The following is a 20,607-nucleotide window of genomic DNA, read 5'->3' as shown; positions in this document are numbered from 1 at the left end:
CGGGAAGGCTAGACGACGGTCAGGGTGATGACCGAGCCCTCGGGCACGGACTCGCCCACCGGATCCTGGGCCCGGACGGTGCCGAAGAACCCGCCGAGCACCTCGTTGACCTCAACCCGGAAGCCAAGGGCCTCCAGCTCGCGGCGCGCGTCGCCGGCCTGCCGGCCCACGAAGCTGGGAACCTCCACCATCCGCGGCCCCATGGACAGGGTCAGCACCACGGTGCCGCCGCGTTCCAGGGTGCCGGAGGCGGGGGACTGGGTGACGACGGCGCCGTCGGGCACCGTGGCCGAGTGCACCCGCTCGGGGAAGACCTGGGCGGCAAGGCCGGCGTCCTCGAGGGCAGCCACCGCCTCGGCTTCGCTCAGCCCGGCGACGGCGGGCACCTCCACCGGTGCGGGACCCTTGGACACGGTAAGGGCGACCTGGGTGTCGCGGCGCAGCTCGGCGTCGGCGGCGGGGTCCTGGGCCAGGACCTGTCCGGCCGGCACAGTCTCGCTGTATTCCTCCGTGACTGTGCCCACGGCGAGGTTTGCCTCCTCAAGCTCCGCGGACGCTTCCTCGACGCTGCGCTGGATCAGGTTCGGGACGGCGAACAGTTCCGGCCCGCGGGAGACAAGCAGAGTGACGGCCTGGAAGCGGCGGATTTCCTGGCTGCCGGCAGGATCGGTTCCCACGGCCAGTCCCGCAGGAACCACTTCGTCGTGGATCCGATCGGTGCTGTAGCTGAGCCCCTCGCCGCTGAGCCGGTCGCCCGCCTCCTGTTCGGTGACGTTGGCGACGTCGGGGATGATCACCAGGGCGCCGGGCCCGGATCCGAAAAACCATCCGGCGAAAACCGCGGCGGCAACGAGCAGGGCGATCAGCAGCCCGAGCAGGGCACCGCGGCGGCGCGGGTGCGTGCGGAGCGAGACCTCGGGGCGGCGGGCATCGCGCTCCCGCTGCTTCTGCATGGCCAGCAGGTCGCGGCGCGCCTGCCGGGGAGTGCGGTGCTGCTCCTCGTCGTCGTCCCAGGCGACCTCATCGTCGCCGTAACCGCCGTCGGTCTCGGAGGGCGGCGGGGATGCGGGCGGACGCGCGCCCGGATACACGGCGGTGGCATTGTCCCGGCCGGCGCCCCCGCGGGCGAGCACCTCGGTCGCCCCGCCGGGCACGGCGCCCAGCACTTCGGTTCCGGCCCGGTCGCCGATGGCTTCGGTTCCGCCGGCGGTGTCGATGACATCGGTGGCACCGTCCGAGGCCGCTGCCCCGGCCTGCGCTGCTCCGTCTCCGGGGCCCCCGCTGCTGCAGCGGAAGTCCAGCTGCTCATCGGTAAGCGAGGTGCGGATGTGGCGCAGTTCGCCCAGCAGTGCGCTGCCGTCCACCGGCCGGTCCTCGGGATCCTGGCGGGTGCACCACTGGACGAGTTCGTCCAGGTCCTCCGCCAGCCCCGGGCAGGCAGCCGACGGCGGGGGCACCGTGCCGTGCACGTGCTGGAAGGCCACCTGGATGGGCACATCTCCGGTGAAGGGCTGCCGGCCGGTCAGCAGCTCGTAGAGCATGATGCCGGCGGAGTAGACGTCGCTGCGTTCATCCGCGCCCCCGCCGGTGACCAGTTCGGGGGCCAGATACGCCACGGTCCCGACGAGGGTTCCGGTGTTGGTGCTGGTGGTCACGGCCCGGGAGAGCCCGAAGTCGGCGATCTTGATGCGGCCGTCGTCGGACAGAAGGACGTTTTCCGGCTTCACGTCGCGGTGGATCAGGCCGGCGGAGTGGGCGGCGGCGAGTCCCTCGATGACGGCATCGAGCATGGCCAGGGCCTGGCGCGGTGTGAGCGTGCCGCGCTCCCGCAGCAGGTCCCGCAGTGTCCGGCCCGGTACGTATTCCATGACCAGGTAGGCCAGGCCGTTCTCGTCGATGCCCTGGTCCAGCACGCCGACGACGTGCGGATGCGACAGGCGGGCCGCGGACTTGGCTTCCCGCTCAAAACGGTCCAGGAATCCGGGATCGGCGGCGAGGTGGGGATAGAGGACCTTCAGCGCGACGTCGCGGTCCAGCCGGGTGTCCGTAGCCAGATAGACCGTCGACATGCCTCCGCGGGCAACGCGGGCGCGGACCAGGTACCGGTTGTCCACCAGGGCCTGGACCAGGGAATCATTCACGGACTCTCGCACCTTACCGATCCTACTTGGAGCACAGCGGGCGGGCCCCACCGACACAGCTGTCGGCAGGGCCCGCCCGTGGTGGCTGCGGACTTACTGGAAGCCGGCCCGGTGCGCCATGACGTTGGCGACGTACTGCTCCGTATCAGGGAACATGCCGTGCGTGGTGACCGAGTACTGGCCCTGGTAGTAGGAGGCCACGGCCACTTCGGTGCTGGGGCTGGTGCGCAGCAGCGAGCGGATGATCGCGACGCCGGCGGTGGCGTTGTCATAGGGGTCGAGCAGGTTCAGCTGCCGGCCCACCAGTTCCGAGGCCCACTCGCCCGAGGAGGGAATCACCTGCATGGCGCCGATGGCGTTGGCGGGAGAGACCGCGCGCATGTCGAAGCCAGACTCCTGGTACGCGTGGCCGAGCGCCAGCGCCGGATCCACACCCATGGCGGCCGCGGTGTCGGCGATGATCTGCTGCATCTGCGCCCGGTCCGGGACCTGCATGGCGTTCAGCGCGTGCTTGTTCGCATTGGCGTCGGCAACCACATGATCCGGGTAGGTGTAGTGCAGGAACGTGTTCGGGACCAGGTCGGCAGGGGCTGCCGCGGGCGCTGCAGGGGCAGGCTCGGCCGTGCCCATGGTGGTCACGGTGCCGGCGTCGGCGCCGCCCAGGGCGATGACCTGACCGGGCTGGATGATCGAGGTCAGGGTGAGCCCGTTGGCGACCAGGACCGAGTCCAGCGAGACCCCGTGAGCCGCGGCGATGGCGCTGAGCGTGTCGCCGGCCTTGACGGTGTAGCCCGAGGCCGCGGGCGCCTCGGCTGCCGCAGCCGGCGCGCCGGCGGCCAGCTTCAGCGTCTTGCCCGCGAAGATCAGGCTGTCCGGCTGCAGGTTGTTGATGCGCAGGACCTCGGCCATGTCGAGCCCGTACCGGGCGGCGATGGAACTGACCGTGTCGCCGGGCTGAATGGTGTACTCGGCCGGTGCGGCGGATTCAGCCGGCACGGTTGCCGGCACCGTCACCGCGAACGACGGCGCGGCCGGCGCGGAGATGTTCAGGTTCTTGATGGCCTGCAGGGGCAGGTGGGGGAACAGCGCGTTGGAGTCAGGCTGCACCGGGGCGGCCGTGGCAGGTTCCGCGACGGCCAGGGCCGACATCATGACGGCCGGAATGGCCGCCGTCGTAACGGCGACGCTGAGCCGCCGGGGCCTGGACGGAGCGGCGGAATGCGGCTGTGCGCCGGGGCCCTGCGTCGGTGTGGCTGTCATATGGTGCTTTCCCTCATCTGTGCTTGGCGGGCCGAACCCGCCTGTGGAACAAATCGAGTATTGCAACAGGCGGCGTTTTAGTGTCTGCTGTTGCTTTTGTTGCTGATGTTGCTTCTGTTACTAATGCGAATCTACACGAATGAGCCCGATCACCAATAGCCGTTAGGCCGCAAAACGGCCACAGTGTGTCTTCGTTTCGGCGGCGCCCGCCCCGGAGACGGACACGGACGCCCGCCCCCGCCCCCGCCGACGCCGGAAAAGTGGCCCGCAGGGCCGTACCGTGGCAATCTGGACGGGTGAATGAACTTGAGGAACTTGTCGGCGATTGGCTGACCCTGCCCGATGCCGCCGAACAGCTTGGATTGTCCGTAACGAAGGTGCACAGCCTGCTGGAGGAACGGGCGCTGGTCGCCCTGCGGATCGGTGAGCGGAAGGTACGCAGCATCCCCGCCGCCTTCCTGGCCGACGGCGCGGTGCTGGACAGCCTGAAGGGAACCATCTCCGTCCTGGTGGATGCCGGGTTCCAGGACGACGAAATGGTCCGCTGGCTGTTCACCCCGGACGAGACCCTGCCGGGACGCCCCGTGGACGCCCTGCGCGAAGGCCGCAAGACCGAAATCCGGCGCCGCGCGCAGGCCCTGGCCTGGTAGCAGCACCGCCGGTCCTTCCACCGTGACAGCCCGGCGGCCGTGACCCGGAGCATGATCCGGATAAAGCAGCAGGGCGGGACCACCGTGGTCCCGCCCTGCTGCTGTCTCCCACGTCGGCTCAGCTGTACTGAGTCAGGCTAGGCGCGGCGGCGGACGGCCGCATCCGCCAGCCGGGCAAGGGCGGCCCCGGCCGGTGCGGGCAGGTCCAGTGCGGCCAGTGCCCGGTCCGCCGCTGCGGTGTGTCCGGCGATCAGCTCCTCCGTGGCGGCCAGCGCTCCGGTGTCCGTGATGAGGGCGCGCAGCCGCTGCACGCCGTCGTCGTCCAGGTCTGCCGCGCCCAGGCTGGCCGAAACCTCCGCACGAACCCCGGCATCGCCGTGCTCCAGGGTGTAGGCGATCAGCACCGTCCGCTTGCCTTCGCGCAGGTCGTCGCCGGCGGGCTTGCCGGTGGTTTCGGGATCGCCGAAGACGCCGAGGACGTCGTCGCGCAGCTGGAAGGCCTCGCCGAGCGGCAGCGAGAACGCTGCATAGGCCTGCTGCAGCCCGCTGTCGGCTCCGGCCAGGGCCCCGCCGATGGCCAGCGGATGCTCCGTGGTGTACTTCGCCGCCTTGTAGCGCAGGATGTTCCGCGCCCGGCGGACGGCGTCCTCGGGGCGGTGCCCGGGGCCTACCACTTCTTCGAGAATGTCCAGGTACTGTCCGGCCATCACCTCGGTGCGCATCCGGTTGAAGATGTCGCGGGCCGCAGTTCCGTAAGCCGCCGCGGGGCCGACGGAGGTGAAGACCTCCTCGCTCAGGGCCAGGCAAAGGTCTCCGGCCAGGATGGCCGCCGAGGTGCCGAACCGGTCCCCGTCCAGATGCCAGCCGGAATCGCGGTGCGTGCCGGTGAACCTGCGGTGCACGGAGGGCGCGCCGCGGCGGGTGTCGGAGCGGTCAATGATGTCGTCGTGGATCAGCGCGGCGCTCTGGAACAGCTCCAGCGCGAGGCCGGCCCGGACGGCCGCCGGATCCAGCGGTGCTCCGCCCGCTCCGCGGAACCCCCAGTAGCAGAGCAGCGCCCGGAGGCGCTTGCCGCCGCGGGCGAGGGCATGGATGGCCTCAAGCAGCGGCACCGACTCGGCGGAGACCTCGCGGAGCATCTGCGTCCGCTCGGTGAGGAAGGACTCCAGCTCCGCCTCAAGCAGTCCGCGGAACCGGTCCTCTTCGTCCCGGGCGGCGGCGACGGCGTCGGGATCCGGCGGAACCGGGACCGACGCCGGGGCGTCGGGGACGCTCACTCCCGGGCTCCCTCGACGGTGGAGGAAAGCACGTTCGCGCCCACCGTGAACGCGGAGGAGCCGTCACCGGGCACCACGCTCACGTTGGCGGTCTCCTCCCCGCCGTCGCGGACAAAGTCCTTGGAGACGGTCTCGCCGACCGTCTCGCCTTCCAGCGGGAGGAAGCCCCGCTCCTCGAAGGCCCTGGCGTACCACGCCACGACCTCCTCGGCAGTGGTGGCCGTCCGTCCGGTGAGGCTGACCGTGACCAGGTCGCCTTCCTGGTCGAAGCTGGTTGCCAGGACGGTGGCGCCGTCCATCGGCGGCACCACCTCCACCGGGAACCCCGGCGCAATCGGGTCGGCTGTCGGTTCGGCCGAGGCCGTGGCTCCGCCGGGACCGGTGACCGAAGCCGCCGGCGAGGGGGAGGAGGAAGCCGACGTCGGGCTCGGGGAGGAGGCGGAGGCATCGCCGGAGCTGTCCGCGCAGCCGGCGGCGGCAAGCAGGACGGCGGCGGCGGTGAGGGCTATGGGGGTTCTCTTCATGGTCTTTCGGTTCTGCTGGGAAACGATGGACTGGACCCCAGTCTAGGCGACTGCGAATGTCGGACCCGATGCCTACGATGAGAGGCGTGGGCACCGAACCAAGCGGCGAAGACCGGGACTGCACGATCATGCATGTCGACATGGATGCCTTCTATGTGTCCGTGGAGCTGCTGCAGCGCCCCGACCTGGTCGGTCGGCCGGTCATCGTCGGCGGCCTTGGCGGCCGGTCGGTGGTGCTCTCCGCCTCCTATGAGGCGCGGCGGTTCGGGGTGCGCTCGGCGATGCCGATGGCCAGTGCCCGCCGGATGTGTCCGCAGGCCGTGGTGCTGGAGCCGCACCAGGAGGCGTACCGCCGGGTCTCTTCTCGGATCATGGAGATCTTCGGCACCGTGACCCCGCTGGTGGAGCAGCTCAGCGTGGACGAGGCGTTCCTCGATGTGGCCGGAGCACTGCGCAGGCTGGGGCCTCCACGCGCCATCGGCGAGCAGCTGCGCGCCACCATCCGCGCGGAGCTGGGCATTACCGCCAGCGTGGGCATCGCCGCCACCAAGTTCGTGGCCAAGATCGCCTCCACCCGGGCCAAGCCCGACGGGCTGCTGCTGATTCCCCGGGAGCGCACGGTCGAGTACCTGCACGGGCTCGACGTGTCAGCGCTCTGGGGTGTGGGCGAGCGGACCAGGGAGGTGCTGGCGCGGGTGGGAATCCGGACCGTCGCGGACCTCGCCCACACTCCCGTGCCCACTCTGCGCCGCCTGCTGGGGAGCACGGGCCTGCACGTCCACGAACTTGCCTGGGGCAGGGATCCGCGGCCGGTGACGCCGGTGCGGCAGGAAAAGAGCATCGGCGCGGAGGAGACTTTCGCGCGCGACGTCGACAGCGACGACGTCCTGCATACGGAGCTGCTGCGGCTGGCCCACCGGACGGCGTCACGGATGCGGGCGGCGGGAATGCAGGCCCGGACCGTCTCGCTCAAGCTGCGGTATGCGGACTTTTCCACCCTGACCCGCAGTCATCGGCTGACCGAGCCGGTGGACAGCGCCCAGCTGCTTTACGAAACCGCCCGCTCCCTGCTGGCCGGGCTGGGCCGGCGGCCCATGAGCGTGCGGCTGATCGGGCTGCGCGCCGAGAATCTCGAGGAAGCCGGGGGAGCCGCCCAGCAGCTGACGCTCGACGGGCGCGACGACAACTGGCGCTCCGCCGAGGATGCCCTGGACCGGGTCAACCGGCGTTTCGGCGACAAGGGCGTCATGCCGGCCCGGCTGCTGCGTCCTGCCCCCCGGCCGCCCGCCGCGCAGGACGGGTAGCAACGCTCCACCGCCGTCGGCCGGAGCTTTCGCCTGCCACCGAAGCAACCTATCCTTAGGAGTAGGTGCAAAGCGGGCGTGGCAGGCACCGGTGTGAGGGAACCACCGGAGGTCGGGACACGTTCACTGCTTTACACGGCACATACGAACCGCAAGGAGGCAGTGATGGCACTCTCCGAACACGAGCAGCGCCTGCTTGAGCAGTTGGAGCAGCAGTTGCACGCCGAAGACCCCAAATTCGCCAGCTCCATGGCCGCAAGCTCGGCCACCGGGATATCGACCCGGAGGATTGTGCTGGGTGCCCTCGTTGCGGTTGCCGGCATCGCTGTTCTTATTTTCGGGGTGTCTCAGTCCATGCCGTGGGGCATTGTCATCGGGATTCTCGGATTCCTCGTCATGGGTTCCGGCGTGTACTACGCAACCACCAAGGGCAAGCGCGTCGAAGCGGCCGTCGCAGGCAGCCGCCGTGAGCGCGAGGCGTCCTCGCCCAAGGGCTTCATGAGCAACCTCGAGTCCCGTTGGGACGAGCGCAAGCGCGACCAGCCGTAGGGGCGGGGGGCCGAACAGCTGGAAACAGCAGCCGCAGCACAGTGTGACCACCAGGACAGCCTGAACTGCAGCACCGCCTGAACAGCAGCGCAGCTTGAGAGGGTCCGGCCAGGCCGGACCCTCTTTTTCATGCCCGCTCCCGGGCCCCACTTTCCTCCCCGGACTCCACTTTCCTCCACGCACCTCCCAAAAGCAGCGGGACTGCGCCCTTCGGGGCGGCTGGACGGGCCTCGGCGGGGATAAACCGGCCCCCGGCCGCTCCCTTTTCCTCCACTTCGCCGAGCCCCGGCGGCCGGGCTGCCGAAGCCCGGTTCTGCCTTGAAACGGCGGGGAACCGGCGGCGCCGCGGCGGCGACACGCCACGCGTGAAAAGCCGCGCGGCGTCGTTGACTGTGGAGGGAAGTGGAGTAAAGTGGAGGACATCGGAGTTACGGCGATGCAGAAGGAGATTTCTCCCTTTCAGACAGGCGGTGGCGGATGTTCCTCGGAACCCATTCGCCGCGCCTTGACGACAAGGGCAGGATCATCCTTCCGGCCAAGTTCCGGGACGAGCTGGCCGACGGGCTGGTACTGACCCGGGGCCAGGAGCGATGCATCTACGTCTTCAGCCGGAAAGAGTTCGAACGGATCCACGAGCAGATGAAGGAAGCCCCGCTGTCCTCACGCCAGGCCCGTGACTACATCCGCGTGTTTCTCTCCGGCGCCTCCGACGAAGTGCCGGACAAGCAAGGGCGGGTCACCATCCCGCCGGCGCTGCGCAGGTATGCCGGTCTGGACCGTGAACTGGCTGTCATCGGAGCCGGTACGCGGGCCGAGATCTGGGATGCCGCGGCCTGGCAGGAATACCTGGACGAGAAGGAAGCTGCCTTCTCCGACACCGACGAAGACGCAATTCCCGGAGTCTTCTGACCGTTTCCGCCGCCGGCGGCTCGGACAGGGCAACGGAAACAGCAACACCCCAGACCCAGTAACGGACAGGCGCCACGCCGGTTCTTGCATGAGATCTCCAGCCGCCCCGCGGATCAGGATCCTGGCTCACCTTCCCCTGAGCCAGGCCCCGGCCGCCAGGCGCGGTTCCTGGCTCACCTTCCCCGGAGCCAGGCCCGGCCGCGAGGCGCGGATGGGGATCTGATCCAAGAACCCGGTGCGGCTCCGCGGAAGGAAGCAGCACATGAGCGAAGAGCGTCCCGCCTCGGAACGCCACGTTCCGGTGCTTCGTGACCGGTGCGTCAACCTGCTTGCCCCCGCCCTCGAAGCCGCCGCTGCCGAGACCGGTCGCGCCGTCGTCGTCGACGCCACCCTGGGCATGGGCGGCCACTCCGAGGCGATGCTCGAGCGGTTCCCCAACCTGCACCTCATTGGCTTGGACCGCGATACCCAGGCCCTGCGCCTGGCCGGAGAGCGGCTGGCCCCATGGAACGACCGCATCGACCTGGTCCACGCCGTCTACGACGAGATCGCCGACGTCGTCGCGGACCTCGGGTTCGACACCATCGACGGCGTGCTGTTCGACCTCGGGGTCTCCTCCCTGCAGCTCGATGAGCGGGGCCGCGGCTTCGCCTACTCCTACGACGCCCCGCTGGACATGCGGATGGATACCTCCCGCGGAGCCACCGCAGCCGACGTCGTCAACACCTACGAGGAGGCCGAGCTCGCCTCCGTGATCCGCCGGTGGGGCGAAGAGAAATTCGCCCGCCGGATCGCCTCGGCCATCGTCGCCGCCCGGGCCGAAGAGCCGTTCAGCACGACCGGCCGCCTTGTCGAGGTCATCCGCACCGCTGTTCCGGCCGCCGCCGCCCGCACCGGCGGGCACCCCGCCAAGCGCACCTTCCAGGCGCTGCGCATCGAGGTCAACGAGGAGCTGGACGTCCTGGAGCGGGCCATTCCCGCCTCGCTCTCCGTCCTCGGCCTCGGCGGGCGCGCCGTGGTCATGTCCTACCATTCGCTGGAGGACAAGATCGTCAAGTCGGTCTTCGCGGCCGAGTCCTCCTCCTCGGCGCCCAAGGGGTTCCCCGTGGAGCTGGAGGAGCACAAGCCGCGCTTCAAGCGCCTGACCAAGGGCACCGAAACGCCCACGGCCGAGGAAATCGCCGAAAACCCGCGCGCCGCCTCAGCCAGGCTGCGCGCCGTCGAACGCATCCGCACGAGCAGGGACGGGGCACGATCATGAGCGGACCCATCACAGGCAGCGGCGCCCGCCGACCCGCCGCCGTGCGCACCGGGCGGCCGGCAGTCAGCGGGGCCAACGCCCTTGCGCTGGGCGCCCAGCCGGAGCAGCCCCAGGCGCCCCGGCGGCGCACGGTGCTGTCGGTGGTTCCGGCCGCCGCCGGCCGCCGCCGCGTGCCGTTCGCCGTGCTCTGCTTCATGTTCCTGGTCGCGGCACTGGCCACCGTCCTGGTCCTGAACATCTCCGTGTCCAGCGGCCAGTACCGCCTGGTGCAGCTGCAGAACGAACGGACGGAGCTGGCACAGCGCAACGAAGCGCTGAGCCAGCGCGTCGAGAGCCACCAGGCGCCGCAGAACCTGGCCGCACGGGCCGCCGAGCTCGGCATGGTCCCGGCGGCCGCCGTCGGCGCCGTCGACCTGCAGACCCTCGAAGTCACCGGCACGCCCGCCCCGGCGGCCGAAGGCGGCAAGGTCCCGTCGCGGGTCCCGGCGCCGGCGGTGCTCACTGATCCTGTCCTTCCGCCCGGAGCCGCGGCCCCGGAACCGGCGCCCGAGCCCGCCCGGGCGGCGGAGCAGCGGGCCGGCCAGGGCGAATCCGCTCCCGCCCCGGCAGCCGCAGAGGCACCGCCGGCGGCCGAACCGGAACCGGACCTCAACGGCGGCACCATTCCCGCCCCCGTGCAGCGGAGCGGACAGTAACAGCGCAACAGACATCGGAGTTCGCCAGTGGCACCAAGTTCGCAGACGGACGGGGCAGCACCCCGTACCGCCGTGGTCGGATACCGGCTGCGCGCCGGAATGATCCTTGCACTGGTCCTGCTCCTGGTCCTGGCCGGACGGCTCTTCCACGTCCAGGCGCTGGATCCTGAAGGCATGGCCCAGACGGCGGTCGAGAACCGCCTGGTGACCACCACTGTCCCGCCGCTGCGCGGCAGCATCCTGGACGCCGACGGCAACTACCTCGCCCGCAGTGTGGAGCGGTTCGACATCGTGGTCGACCAGCGCCTGTCGCAGGGAGAGGACAGCTACACCCGGACCAATCCGGAGGGGGAGAGGGAAGAGGTCAGCTACGACCAGGCCTTCCGTGAACTCTCCGCCATCCTCGGTCAGGACCCGGAGACCCTGCGCGCCTCCGTGCTGGGAGAAAAGGGCTTCAACTTCGTCGCCAAAACCGTCACGCCGGAAATCCGGGACAAGGTGCTCGCCGTCCGCTTCCCCGGCATCTACGCCGACCGCACCACGTTGCGCACCTACCCCTCCGGGTCGGTCGCCGGCGCCATGGTCGGCTTCCTGGGTACGGACGGCCCGCTGGAAGGCCTGGAGCTGACCCAGGATTCCGTCCTTGCCGGAGAGGCGGGCAGCAAGACCTTCGAAATCGGCGGCGACGGCATCCGGATTCCGTACGCCACCAATGAAGACACGGCGGTGCGCGACGGCGAATCGATCCGCCTGACCATTGAGCAGGACATCCAGTGGTTCGCCGAGGAGACCATCAGCGCGCAGGTGGAGGAATACCGCGCCGAATGGGGCAACATCGTGGTCGTCGAGGCGGACACCGGCAACGTCGTCGCCATGGCCGAGTCGGGCACCGTCGACCCGAACAACCCCGGCGCCACCCCGGCCGAATCGCGCAAGCCGCTGTCGGTGGCGGCGTCCTTCGAACCGGGCTCGACCACCAAGGTGATCACCATGGCCGCGGCCCTCGAGGAGGGGCTGATCGAGCCCACCAGCCAGTTCGAGCTGGACAACACCTACACGGTGGACGGGCAGACCTTCAAGGACGCGTTCGAGCACGGCCGGCTGCAGATGACCGCTGCCGGGGTCCTGGCGCGGTCCATGAACACCGGCACCGTGGCCATCGGCCGCCAGCTCACCCCCGACCAGCGGTATGAGTGGCTGCGGAAGTTCGGCATCGGCGAGCCGCTGAACGTGGGCCTGAACGGCGAGACCGCCGGCATCCTGGCGCCTGCCGACCAGTGGGATCCCCGCCAGCAGTACACCGTGCTCTTCGGCCAGGGCCTGGCCCAGACCGCGCTGCACACCGCAATGGTCTACCAGACCATCGCCAACGACGGCGTGCGCCTGCCCCCGCGGCTCGTCGATGCCCGCATCGACGCCGACGGCAACGAGCAGAAGATCGACGCCGGCGAAGGCACCAGGGTGATGTCCACCGAGACTGCCAAGGAACTGCAGCGGATGCTGGAGACCGTCACCGTGGAGGGCTCCGGAGCCACCGGTGCCCTGGACCAGTACCGGGTGGGCTCCAAGACCGGCACCGCGGAGGCGCCGGGACCCAACGGCGGCTATGACGGCTACACGCTCTCGTATGCTGGAATGGCACCCATGGAGGACCCCAGATACGTCGTTGTGGTGACCCTGCAGCGGCCGCAGGGCGACCTGTACTACCTGCTGCCGGGGGAGTCCTTCAAGAAAGTGATGGAGAAGGTCCTGACCACGCACAACGTACCCCCCTCCCAGGGCGAGCCCGACACTTACCCCATCGAGTACTAGTTCCTGGAGCACCAGTGCCTGCAACACACGATTCCCGGCCTGCCGCGCGCATGCGGCCCACCCGGGTGAGCCCGGTGACCCTGGCTGACGCCGTCCATGCCCTGCCCACCGGGCTGCCGGGGCCCAGCCCGGCTCCCGGCACGCCCGGGGACGCCTGGCAGGTGCCGGTGACCGGCCTGAGCATCAGCTCCGCCGACGTCGTTCCCGGCGACCTCTACCTGGGCCTGCCCGGGGCACGCCACCACGGCGCCCGGTTCGCGGCCGACGCCGTGGCCGCCGGCGCCGCCGTCGTCCTGACCGACGAGGCCGGGCTGGAGCACGTCCGCGGGCTGGACGTGCCGGTCTTCACCGCGCCGGAGCTGCGCCGCCTGGTGGGCCCGCTCTCGGCCGTCATCTTCGGCAGCCGGCCCGACGACGGCAGCGCACCGGTCCTGCTGGGCGTGACCGGGACGAATGGCAAGACCACCACCACCTACTTCATCACCTCGCTGCTCGGGGCACTGGGCCGCACCACCGGCCTGATCGGCACCATCGAGATTAAAGCCGGCGACGAACCGATCCCGAGCACCCTCACCACCCCCGAATCCCCGCAGGTCCACGGCCTGCTCGGCCTCATGCGGGAGAAGGGCCTGGATGCCGCGGCCATGGAGGTCTCCTCCCACGCCATTTCCTACCGGCGGGTGGACGGAGTGCGGTACGACGTGGCCGGGTTCACCAACCTCACCCAGGACCACCTTGACCTGCACGGCTCCATGGAGGAGTACTTCCAGGCCAAGGCCGCGCTCTTCACGCCTGAGCGGGCACGGAGCGCCGTGGTGACGGTCGACGACGAGTGGGGAGCCCGCCTGGCACGCCAGGGCCGCATTCCCATCCTCAGTCTCGACACCTCCGCCGCGTCCGGCGGGACCCCCTTCCGGAGTGAATCGGGCGCGGCCGCCGACTGGACGGTGCGCGCGCTGACCCGCCGGGGCCTCGGCCACGGGTTCGAACTGCACGGACCGGACGGCGTCGTCCTGCGGGCCTCCACCGGGCTGCCTGGCACCTTCAACGTCTCCAACGCCGCCCTGGCCGCCGTCATGGTCCTGGCCTCGGGCGTGCCGGCGGACCGGCTGCAGGAGGCGCTGGACCGCGACCCGTTCACGGTGGAAGTTCCCGGACGGATGCAGCTGATCAGCGAGCAGCCGGCCGCCATCGTAGACTTCGCGCACAACCCGGATGCGCTCTCCCGCACCCTCGAAAGCGTTCGCCGCCCCGGAACCGCATCCCGGGTGATCGTGGTCTTCGGTGCCACCGGCCAGCGGGACGAGACCAAGCGCCCGCTGATGGGGGCCGTCGCGGCGCGCCTGGCGGACGTGGTGATCATCACCGATGACGATCCCCACGACGAGGACGAGGCACGGATCCGCGCCGGCGTGCTCGCCGGCGCCCGGGACGCGCAGCGGACCGAATCGCTGCCCTGCGAGATCCTCGAGGTCGCCCCGCGCGCCGCCGCCATCGAGCGCGCCGTTCAGCTGGCAGGACCGGCGGACACCATCGTGGTCGCAGGCCGCGGACACGAGGTCTGGCAGGAAGTGAAGGGCGTCAACCTGGCGCTCGATGATCGGGTCGAGTTGAGGCAGGCTTTGACAAAGCACGGATTCAGTGGCCTTTCCCCCGAGCGGGTAGAGTCCTAAACCGTCATGATTGAACTAAGCGCAGCCGAAATTGCGGCCATCACCGGCGGAGAGCTCATTGGGCCTGCGGCCGGCAACCCCTCGCTGACCGTCACCTCCGCGACCACGGATTCCCGTGACGCCGGTCCCGGTTCCCTGTTCATCGCCAAGCCCGGCGAGACGACCGACGGACACCTTTTCGTGCCCGCGGCCTTCGACAGGGGGGCGGCACTGGCCCTGGTCGAACGCCCGGTGGCCGACGCCTCCGGCACCGTCCTGCCGGCCGTCCAGGTGCCCGACGCCGTCCTGGCCATGGGCCGGATCGCCGCCGACATCGTGCGCCGGCTCCGCGCCGAGGGCGAGCTCACCGTCATCGGAATCACCGGCTCGGCCGGCAAGACCACCACCAAGGACCTGCTGGCGGGCATCCTCCGCCGCCACGGCACCACGGTCGCGCCCATCGGCTCCTACAACGGAGAGGTCGGCATGCCGCTGACCATCTTCACCGCGCCGCACGGCACCCGCTACCTGATCCTGGAGATGGGCGCCACGGGCATCGGACACATCCGCTACCTCACCGAGCTGGTCCGGCCCGACATCGGCGTCGTACTGTGCGTCGGTTCCGCCCATGCGGGGGAGTTCGGCGGCGTGGAAAACATCGCCAAGGCCAAGGGCGAGATGGTCGAGGCCCTCGCCGCGGACGGCACGGCGATCCTGAACGCCGACGACCAGCGGGTCAACGCCATGGCGCCGCGGACCGCTGCGCCCATCCTGCGCTTTTCCTCGGACCCTGACCTGCCGTCGGGCGACGGAACCGTGCGCGCCCTCCAGCTGCGCACGGACGGCGCCGGGCACCCCGCCTTCACGCTTGAACTGCCCGACGGCAGCCGCCACGAGGTGGTGTCGGGGCTGATCGGCGAGCACCATGTGGCGAACCTGCTGGCTGCGGCCGCAGCCGCGTGGGCCGCGGGGATCGACGGGGCGTCCATCGCCGAGGCACTGACCGGGCAGGGTCCGGCCAGCCGCTGGCGGATGGAGCGCACCGACCGGCCCGACGGCATCACGGTGATCAACGACGCCTACAACGCCAACCCGGAGTCGATGCGCGCCGCGTTGCGCACCCTCGCCGAGCTCGGCCGGGAACGGCGCACCTGGGCGGTCCTGGGCGAAATGCTCGAACTCGGCGACGCCTCGGTCCTGGAGCACGACGCGCTTGGCCGCTACATCGTGCGCCTGAACATCTCCAAGCTCATCGTCGTGGGCGACGGCGCGCGCGCCATGCACACCGGGGCGGTCATGGAGGGCTCATGGGGGGATGAGTCCACCTTTGTCCGTACGGCCGCGGAGGCCGAGGCCATCCTGGCCGAGGAACTGGCCCCCGGCGACATCATCCTCTTCAAATCCTCCAACGGCGCAGGCCTGCGCTTCCTCGGTGATCGGATAGCCTTGAAAACCCCAGCAACACCGCCCTCCGCCGACACGGACACCACCCGGAGCCATCCGGAGACCGGGGGACACGTCCTGTGATCTCCCTGCTGGTCGGGTCGTCCCTGGCGCTGCTGTTCGCCTTCGCCGGGACGCCCCTGTTCATCCGCCTGCTCGTGCGCCGCGGCTACGGCCAGTTCGTGCGCGACGACGGGCCCACCTCGCACCACACCAAGCGCGGCACCCCCACCATGGGCGGCGCCGTCATTGTCGGGTCCGTGGTGGCTGCCTACTTCCTGACCCATCTGGCCAGTTCGGTGATCAACCCGGGCAGTCCAGGCCCGACGGCGTCGGGCCTGCTGGTGCTCTTCCTCCTGGTGGGGATGGGCCTGGTCGGTTTCATCGACGACTACACCAAGATCTCCAAGCAGCGCAGCCTCGGCCTGAATGCCACAGCAAAGATCGTGCTCCAGACCGCCGTCGGCGTGGCCTTCGCGATCATGGCCCTGCAGTTCCCCAACCGCGACGGACTGACACCGGCGTCCACACAGATCAGCTTCATCCGCGACACCGGGCTGGACCTGGCGTTCGCCGGCACCACCATCGGCGCCATCCTGTTCGTGATCTGGGCGAACCTGATCGCCACCGCCACCACCAACGGCGTGAACCTGACCGACGGGCTCGACGGCCTGGCGGCAGGCGCCTCCGTCCTGGTCTTCGGAGCGTACTTCCTGATCGGCATCTGGCAGTCGAACCAGAGCTGCTTCGGCCCCGAGCCCGGAAACCGCTGCTATGAGGTCCGTGACCCGATGGACCTCGCGCTGCTGGCCGGCGCCCTGGCCGGGGCGCTGATCGGCTTCCTGTGGTGGAACACCTCGCCGGCCAAGATCTTCATGGGCGACACCGGATCCCTGGCCCTGGGCGGAGCGATCGCGGCGTTCGCCATCCTCTCCCGCACCCAGATCCTGCTGGTCATCCTGGCCGGCCTGTTTGTGCTGATCACCCTGTCGGTGATCATCCAGGTCGGCTACTTCAAGATCAGCGGCGGCAAGCGGGTCTTCAAGATGGCGCCGCTGCAGCACCACTTCGAGCTCAAGGGCTGGGCGGAGGTCACCGTGGTGGTCCGGTTCTGGATCATCGCCGGGCTCTGCGTCGCCGCAGGCCTGGGCATCTTCTACGCGGAATGGGTGGTGGGCCAGTGAGCACCGATGCCGCCGGGGCCTCCCGGCTTGATTCCCTGACCACCTGGGACGCCGACTGGTCCGGCCTGCGCGTGGTAGTCACCGGCATCGGCCTGTCCGGCTTCTCCGCGGCGGACACCCTGGTCGAGCTCGGCGCCCGCGTGGTCGTCGTCGACGGAGCGGACACCGAAGCCAACCGGGCCAAGGCCGACACCCTGCGCATCGTCGGCGCGGCCGACGTGCTCCTCGGAGCGGAGGCGGCAGCCGTGCTGCCCGACGTCGACGGCGCGCCGGCCGACGTCGTCGTCACCTCGCCCGGCTTCCGTCCCGACCATCCGGTGCTGGCGCAGGCCGCCGCCGCCGGCATCCCCATCTGGGGCGACGTCGAACTGGCCTGGCGGGTGCGGATCCGCGAGGGCCGGAAGACCGCCGAATGGCTGGCCATCACCGGCACCAACGGCAAGACCACGACCGTGGGGATGACCGAGGCCATGCTGCGCGCCGCCGGGCTCCGTGCCATCGCGGCCGGCAACGTCGGCACCCCCATCCTCGACGCCATCCGGGATCCCGAGGGCTGGGATTTCATCGCCGTCGAACTTTCCAGCTTCCAGCTGCACTGGACCTGGTCCGTGTCGCCGCTGGCCAGCGTCTGCCTCAACGTGGCCGAAGACCACGTCGACTGGCACGGCTCCTACGAGGCCTACCTGGCGGACAAAGCCAAGGTGTACGAAAACACCCGGGTCGCATGCATCTACAACGCCGAACAGGTGGAGACCGAGCGGATGGTCGAGGACGCCGACGTCGTGGAGGGCTGCCGCGCGGTGGCCTTTACCACCGGCATGCCGGCCATCAGCATGCTCGGCGTCGTGGAGGGCCTGCTGGTGGACCGCGCGTTCATCGCCGAACGCCGCGATTCCGCCGCCGAGCTGGCCACCCTGGCCGACCTGGGCCGCAACGCCGCCCGGCACACCGTGGCCAACGCCCTGGCCGCCGCCGCGCTGGTCCGCGCCGCCGGCGTCGAACCGGCGGCGGTCCGCGAGGGCCTGCGCAGCTTCGAGCCGGGCGACCACCGCATCCAGCCCGTGGCGCGGCTGGACGACGTGCTCTGGATCAACGACTCCAAGGCCACCAACCCGCACGCCGCCGCCGCGTCCCTGTCCGCTTTCTCCAGCGTCGTCTGGATCGCCGGCGGCCTGTCCAAGGGCGTGGAGTACGACGAGCTGGTGACCGCCAACGCGGACCGCCTGCGCGCCGTCGTGCTGATCGGCACCGACACCGGCGCCCTGCGCTCGGCTTTGGCGCGACACGCCCCCGGGGTGCCCGTGATCGACGCCGCGACCGACCACACTGGTGGAGACGACACCACCGGCGGACCCGCTGCCGGGGAAGAGATCATGGCGGCGGCCGTGGCACGCGCCGCAGCTGCGGCCGAGCCCGGCGACACGGTGCTGATGGCCCCGGCGGCCGCCTCCATGGATCAGTTCACTTCCTACGCACACCGCGGCAACGCCTTCATCGAGGCCGTCCGCGGATACGTGGAGGGACAGGCGCAGGCCGTAAAGGAGCAGTAAATGGTCAGCACGTCCACCGGAAGCGGTCGGAAACCGGCGGTCCGCCGCACCGCACCCGCCGCGGGACGTGCGGCCGACGGGGCCGGCTCCGCGGACGTACCGGCCCCGCGCCGGGGCCGTATCAAGCGGCTGCTCATCTGGCTCGAAGGCAGCGAACACGACGCCACCGGCGGCGCCTACTACTGGATTCTCGGCACCACCCTGGCACTGACCGCCATCGGCCTGATGATGGTGCTCTCCGCGTCCTCCGTGGAATCCATCGCCGCGGCGGCGGGCGAACCGCTGGGCGCCAGCACCTTCGATCTGTTCGTCAACCAGTCCATCTTCGCCGCCATCGGGGTTGCGGCCATGCTGGGACTCTCACGCGTCCCCCCGTCCTGGTACCCGGCCATCGGGTGGATCGCCATGGTGGTCGCCGCCGGCCTGCTCGTGGCCGTGCTGCTGGTGGGCGAGGAGGTCAACGGCAACAAGAACTGGATCCGGATCGGACCCGTCCAGGGCCAGCCCTCCGAGGCCGCGAAACTCGCGATGGCCATCTGGTTTGCCGCCGTCCTGTCCCGGAAGGGGCGCCTGATCAACCAGCCAAGGCACGCCCTCATCCCAGTCGTCGTGCCCGGCGGCGGCGCGCTGATCCTCCTTGTTGTCCTCGGCAAGGACCTCGGCACGGTGATCATCATGGGCCTGATCCTGCTCGCCGCGCTCTTCTTCGCCGGCGTTCCCATGCGGCTGCTCGGACTTCTCTCGGCGGCGGGAGCCGGCGCCGCCCTGCTGCTGTCCGTCTTCAGCGGCAACCGCTCCAGCCGCGTCGCCGCCTGGCTGAAGCTGGACTGCTCCGAAGGCCTCTGCGACCAGGCCAACGCCGGCATGTACGCCCTCGCCAGCGGCGGCTGGTGGGGCGTAGGCATCGGCCAGAGCCGGCAGAAGTGGAACTGGATTCCCGAAGCCCACAACGACTTCATCTTCGCGATCATCGGCGAGGAATTCGGCCTGCTCGGCACCCTGGTGATCATCGGCCTCTTCGCCGCCCTGGCCCTGGCCACCATCCGCGTGATGGTCCGGCACACCGCCCCGTTCGCCCGGATCGCCTGCGGCTCCATCCTCGTCTGGATCGTCGGCCAGGCGTTCGTGAACATCGCCATGGTCACCGGGCTGCTGCCCGTGATCGGCATTCCGCTGCCCTTCATCTCCTACGGCGGCTCCTCGCTGCTGTTCACCCTCGCCGCCGTCGGCGTCCTGCTCTCCTTTGCCCGCAAGATCCCGCAGAAGGAAATTCCCGCTTCATGAACCAGCCCCTTTCCGCAGTCCTGGCCGGCGGCGGCACCGCCGGCCACATCAGCCCCCTGCTGGCGATCGCCGACGCGCTGCGCCGACGCGACCCCGACACGGCAGTCCGGGTCGTGGGAACCAAGGCCGGCATGGAGACCCGCCTGGTGCCCCTGGCCGGCTACGACCTGGCCACCATCGACCGGGTGCCCATGCCCCGGCGCCCCTCCGGCGACCTGCTGCGGCTGCCCGCCCGGCTGGTGCGCGCCGTCCGCCAGGCCGGGGCCATCCTCGACGAGGCGGCGGCCGACGTCGTCGTAGGCGTGGGCGGCTACGTCAGCACGCCCGTGTACCTGGCCGCCCGCCGGCGGGGCATCCCCGTCGTCGTGCACGAGGCCAACGCCCGCCCGGGCCTGGCCAACCGGGTCGGCGCCCGCGGGGCCGCCGCCGTCGGCACCGCGTTCGAAGGCACCCCGCTGCCGCATGCCGTCCATGTGGGCATGCCGATGCGGCAGGCCATCTCCCAGCTGGACCGGACCGGGAAGCGGGCGGAAGCGCGCGCCGCCCTGGGCCTGGAGGAGAACCGGCCGACCCTGATCGTCACCGGCGGGTCCTCCGGCGCCGCCAGCATCAACCGGGCCGTCGCCGACGCCGCCGCGGACCTCGGCGCCGCCGGAATCCAGACGCTGCACATCACCGGACGGGACAAGACCGTCCGTACCGCCGCCGGCGAGCCGCTCAGCGCACCCGGCTACCGGCAGGTGGAGTACGTCGACACGATGGAGACCGCCTACGCCGCAGCCGACCTGCTGCTCGCGCGGTCCGGAGCAGGTACGGTCAGCGAAGTCAGCGCCGTCGGGCTGCCGGCCTTCTTCGTGCCGTTGCCGCACGGCAACGGCGAGCAGGCGCTCAACGCCCGCGGGCTCGTCGACGGCGGCGGGGCCCGGCTCGTGGAGGACCGCCTCTTCACCGCTGACGTCATCAGGACGCAGCTGCTACCTTTGCTCACCGACGCCGCGGCGCTCGAGCGCATGGCCGCGGCCTCCGCGGCGCTGGGCATCCGCGACGCCGACGAGCGGATGGCCGACATCATCATCAAGGCGGCGCGCCGGGCATGAGCACCACCCCCCACA

At 70.4% G+C, this 20,607-nt stretch carries 17 protein-coding genes; 13 read left to right on the top strand and 4 right to left on the bottom strand.

Translation table 11 applies throughout. The features are described from left to right. Positions 1–8: 8 nt before the first annotated feature. Positions 9–2,141, bottom strand: coding sequence for a Stk1 family PASTA domain-containing Ser/Thr kinase (locus AC5RUW_RS07635; protein WP_494160115.1), 2,133 nt, complete (start codon positions 2,139–2,141; stop codon positions 9–11). A 93-nt stretch (positions 2,142–2,234) separates the two neighbouring features. Next, positions 2,235–3,401 carry a lytic transglycosylase gene (locus AC5RUW_RS07630; protein ID WP_494160114.1) on the bottom strand — a complete coding sequence of 389 codons (1,167 nt, stop codon included), beginning with the start codon at positions 3,399–3,401 and terminating at the stop codon, positions 2,235–2,237. A 296-nt stretch (positions 3,402–3,697) separates the two neighbouring features. Between AC5RUW_RS07630 and AC5RUW_RS07625 the strand changes: the two genes are divergently transcribed. After that, positions 3,698–4,051, top strand: coding sequence for an Rv2175c family DNA-binding protein (locus AC5RUW_RS07625; RefSeq protein ID WP_494160113.1), 354 nt, complete (start codon positions 3,698–3,700; stop codon positions 4,049–4,051). A 137-nt stretch (positions 4,052–4,188) separates the two neighbouring features. Here the strand turns inward: AC5RUW_RS07625 and AC5RUW_RS07620 are convergent, their stop codons facing one another. Both AC5RUW_RS07620 and AC5RUW_RS07615 read right to left on the bottom strand, forming a co-directional pair. After that, complete coding sequence (locus tag AC5RUW_RS07620; RefSeq protein WP_494160112.1) at positions 4,189–5,328, bottom strand: polyprenyl synthetase family protein; 1,140 nt, start codon at positions 5,326–5,328, stop codon at positions 4,189–4,191. After that, positions 5,325–5,852, bottom strand: a complete 528-nt coding sequence (locus AC5RUW_RS07615; RefSeq protein WP_494160111.1) for a hypothetical protein — start codon at positions 5,850–5,852, stop codon at positions 5,325–5,327. Before AC5RUW_RS07615 ends, AC5RUW_RS07620 begins: the two co-directional genes overlap by 4 nt. A 77-nt stretch (positions 5,853–5,929) precedes the next feature. Here AC5RUW_RS07615 and AC5RUW_RS07610 point away from each other — a divergent pair, with 77 nt between their 5' ends. The 12 genes from AC5RUW_RS07610 to murG all read left to right on the top strand — a co-directional run bounded on the left by AC5RUW_RS07610 (position 5,930) and on the right by murG (position 20,592). After that, on the top strand, positions 5,930–7,156 hold the full coding sequence (locus tag AC5RUW_RS07610; protein WP_494160216.1) for a DNA polymerase IV: 1,227 nt from the start codon (positions 5,930–5,932) through the stop codon (positions 7,154–7,156). A 165-nt stretch (positions 7,157–7,321) separates the two neighbouring features. Beyond that, positions 7,322–7,705, top strand: coding sequence for an SCO2097 family morphological protein (locus AC5RUW_RS07605; protein ID WP_494160110.1), 384 nt, complete (start codon positions 7,322–7,324; stop codon positions 7,703–7,705). A 477-nt stretch (positions 7,706–8,182) separates the two neighbouring features. Continuing rightward, a complete protein-coding gene (gene mraZ / locus AC5RUW_RS07600; RefSeq protein ID WP_494160109.1) occupies positions 8,183–8,614 on the top strand; it encodes a division/cell wall cluster transcriptional repressor MraZ in 432 nt (143 codons plus the stop codon). A gap of 262 nt (positions 8,615–8,876) precedes the next feature. Beyond that, positions 8,877–9,875: a 16S rRNA (cytosine(1402)-N(4))-methyltransferase RsmH gene (gene rsmH / locus AC5RUW_RS07595; protein WP_494160108.1), complete on the top strand. Its 999-nt coding sequence runs from the start codon at positions 8,877–8,879 to the stop codon at positions 9,873–9,875. Further along, positions 9,872–10,570 (top strand): cell division protein FtsL, encoded by a 699-nt coding sequence (ftsL, locus tag AC5RUW_RS07590; RefSeq protein WP_494160107.1) that lies wholly within the window; start codon positions 9,872–9,874, stop codon positions 10,568–10,570. The genes rsmH and ftsL overlap by 4 nt, the downstream gene beginning before the upstream one ends. A gap of 27 nt (positions 10,571–10,597) precedes the next feature. Continuing rightward, the gene (locus AC5RUW_RS07585; protein ID WP_494160106.1) at positions 10,598–12,382 is read left to right on the top strand and encodes a peptidoglycan D,D-transpeptidase FtsI family protein; all 1,785 of its coding nucleotides are present in this window, start codon (positions 10,598–10,600) and stop codon (positions 12,380–12,382) included. 50 nt (positions 12,383–12,432) lie between these two features. Further along, positions 12,433–14,055 (top strand): UDP-N-acetylmuramoyl-L-alanyl-D-glutamate--2,6-diaminopimelate ligase, encoded by a 1,623-nt coding sequence (locus AC5RUW_RS07580; RefSeq protein ID WP_494160215.1) that lies wholly within the window; start codon positions 12,433–12,435, stop codon positions 14,053–14,055. A 6-nt stretch (positions 14,056–14,061) separates the two neighbouring features. Further along, positions 14,062–15,561: a UDP-N-acetylmuramoyl-tripeptide--D-alanyl-D-alanine ligase gene (locus tag AC5RUW_RS07575; RefSeq protein WP_494160105.1), complete on the top strand. Its 1,500-nt coding sequence runs from the start codon at positions 14,062–14,064 to the stop codon at positions 15,559–15,561. After that, positions 15,558–16,661, top strand: coding sequence for a phospho-N-acetylmuramoyl-pentapeptide-transferase (gene mraY / locus AC5RUW_RS07570; protein WP_494006738.1), 1,104 nt, complete (start codon positions 15,558–15,560; stop codon positions 16,659–16,661). Before AC5RUW_RS07575 ends, mraY begins: the two co-directional genes overlap by 4 nt. Continuing rightward, the gene (murD, locus tag AC5RUW_RS07565; RefSeq protein WP_494160104.1) at positions 16,643–18,211 is read left to right on the top strand and encodes a UDP-N-acetylmuramoyl-L-alanine--D-glutamate ligase; all 1,569 of its coding nucleotides are present in this window, start codon (positions 16,643–16,645) and stop codon (positions 18,209–18,211) included. The genes mraY and murD overlap by 19 nt, the downstream gene beginning before the upstream one ends. After that, positions 18,212–19,495: a putative lipid II flippase FtsW gene (ftsW, locus tag AC5RUW_RS07560; RefSeq protein ID WP_494160103.1), complete on the top strand. Its 1,284-nt coding sequence runs from the start codon at positions 18,212–18,214 to the stop codon at positions 19,493–19,495. Continuing rightward, positions 19,492–20,592, top strand: coding sequence for an undecaprenyldiphospho-muramoylpentapeptide beta-N-acetylglucosaminyltransferase (gene murG, locus AC5RUW_RS07555; RefSeq protein ID WP_494160102.1), 1,101 nt, complete (start codon positions 19,492–19,494; stop codon positions 20,590–20,592). The genes ftsW and murG overlap by 4 nt, the downstream gene beginning before the upstream one ends. Positions 20,593–20,607 lie beyond the last annotated feature (15 nt).

The sequence above is a fragment of the Arthrobacter sp. Y3222053 genome, assembly GCF_059092805.1.
Note: the sequence above shows the minus strand (reverse complement) of the source record. Positions and strands in the feature narration are given on the sequence as shown.

Coding starts and splice junctions, on each gene's coding strand:
- AC5RUW_RS07630 (WP_494160114.1), bottom strand. CDS start 3,401: ATGACAGCCACACCGACGCAGGGCCCCGGCGCACAGCCGCATTCCGCC.
- AC5RUW_RS07615 (WP_494160111.1), bottom strand. CDS start 5,852: ATGAAGAGAACCCCCATAGCCCTCACCGCCGCCGCCGTCCTGCTTGCC.
- AC5RUW_RS07610 (WP_494160216.1), top strand. CDS start 5,930: ATGAGAGGCGTGGGCACCGAACCAAGCGGCGAAGACCGGGACTGCACG.
- AC5RUW_RS07605 (WP_494160110.1), top strand. CDS start 7,322: ATGGCACTCTCCGAACACGAGCAGCGCCTGCTTGAGCAGTTGGAGCAG.
- mraZ (WP_494160109.1), top strand. CDS start 8,183: ATGTTCCTCGGAACCCATTCGCCGCGCCTTGACGACAAGGGCAGGATC.
- rsmH (WP_494160108.1), top strand. CDS start 8,877: ATGAGCGAAGAGCGTCCCGCCTCGGAACGCCACGTTCCGGTGCTTCGT.
- ftsL (WP_494160107.1), top strand. CDS start 9,872: ATGAGCGGACCCATCACAGGCAGCGGCGCCCGCCGACCCGCCGCCGTG.
- AC5RUW_RS07580 (WP_494160215.1), top strand. CDS start 12,433: ATGCGGCCCACCCGGGTGAGCCCGGTGACCCTGGCTGACGCCGTCCAT.
- AC5RUW_RS07575 (WP_494160105.1), top strand. CDS start 14,062: ATGATTGAACTAAGCGCAGCCGAAATTGCGGCCATCACCGGCGGAGAG.
- murD (WP_494160104.1), top strand. CDS start 16,643: ATGGGTGGTGGGCCAGTGAGCACCGATGCCGCCGGGGCCTCCCGGCTT.
- ftsW (WP_494160103.1), top strand. CDS start 18,212: ATGGTCAGCACGTCCACCGGAAGCGGTCGGAAACCGGCGGTCCGCCGC.
- murG (WP_494160102.1), top strand. CDS start 19,492: ATGAACCAGCCCCTTTCCGCAGTCCTGGCCGGCGGCGGCACCGCCGGC.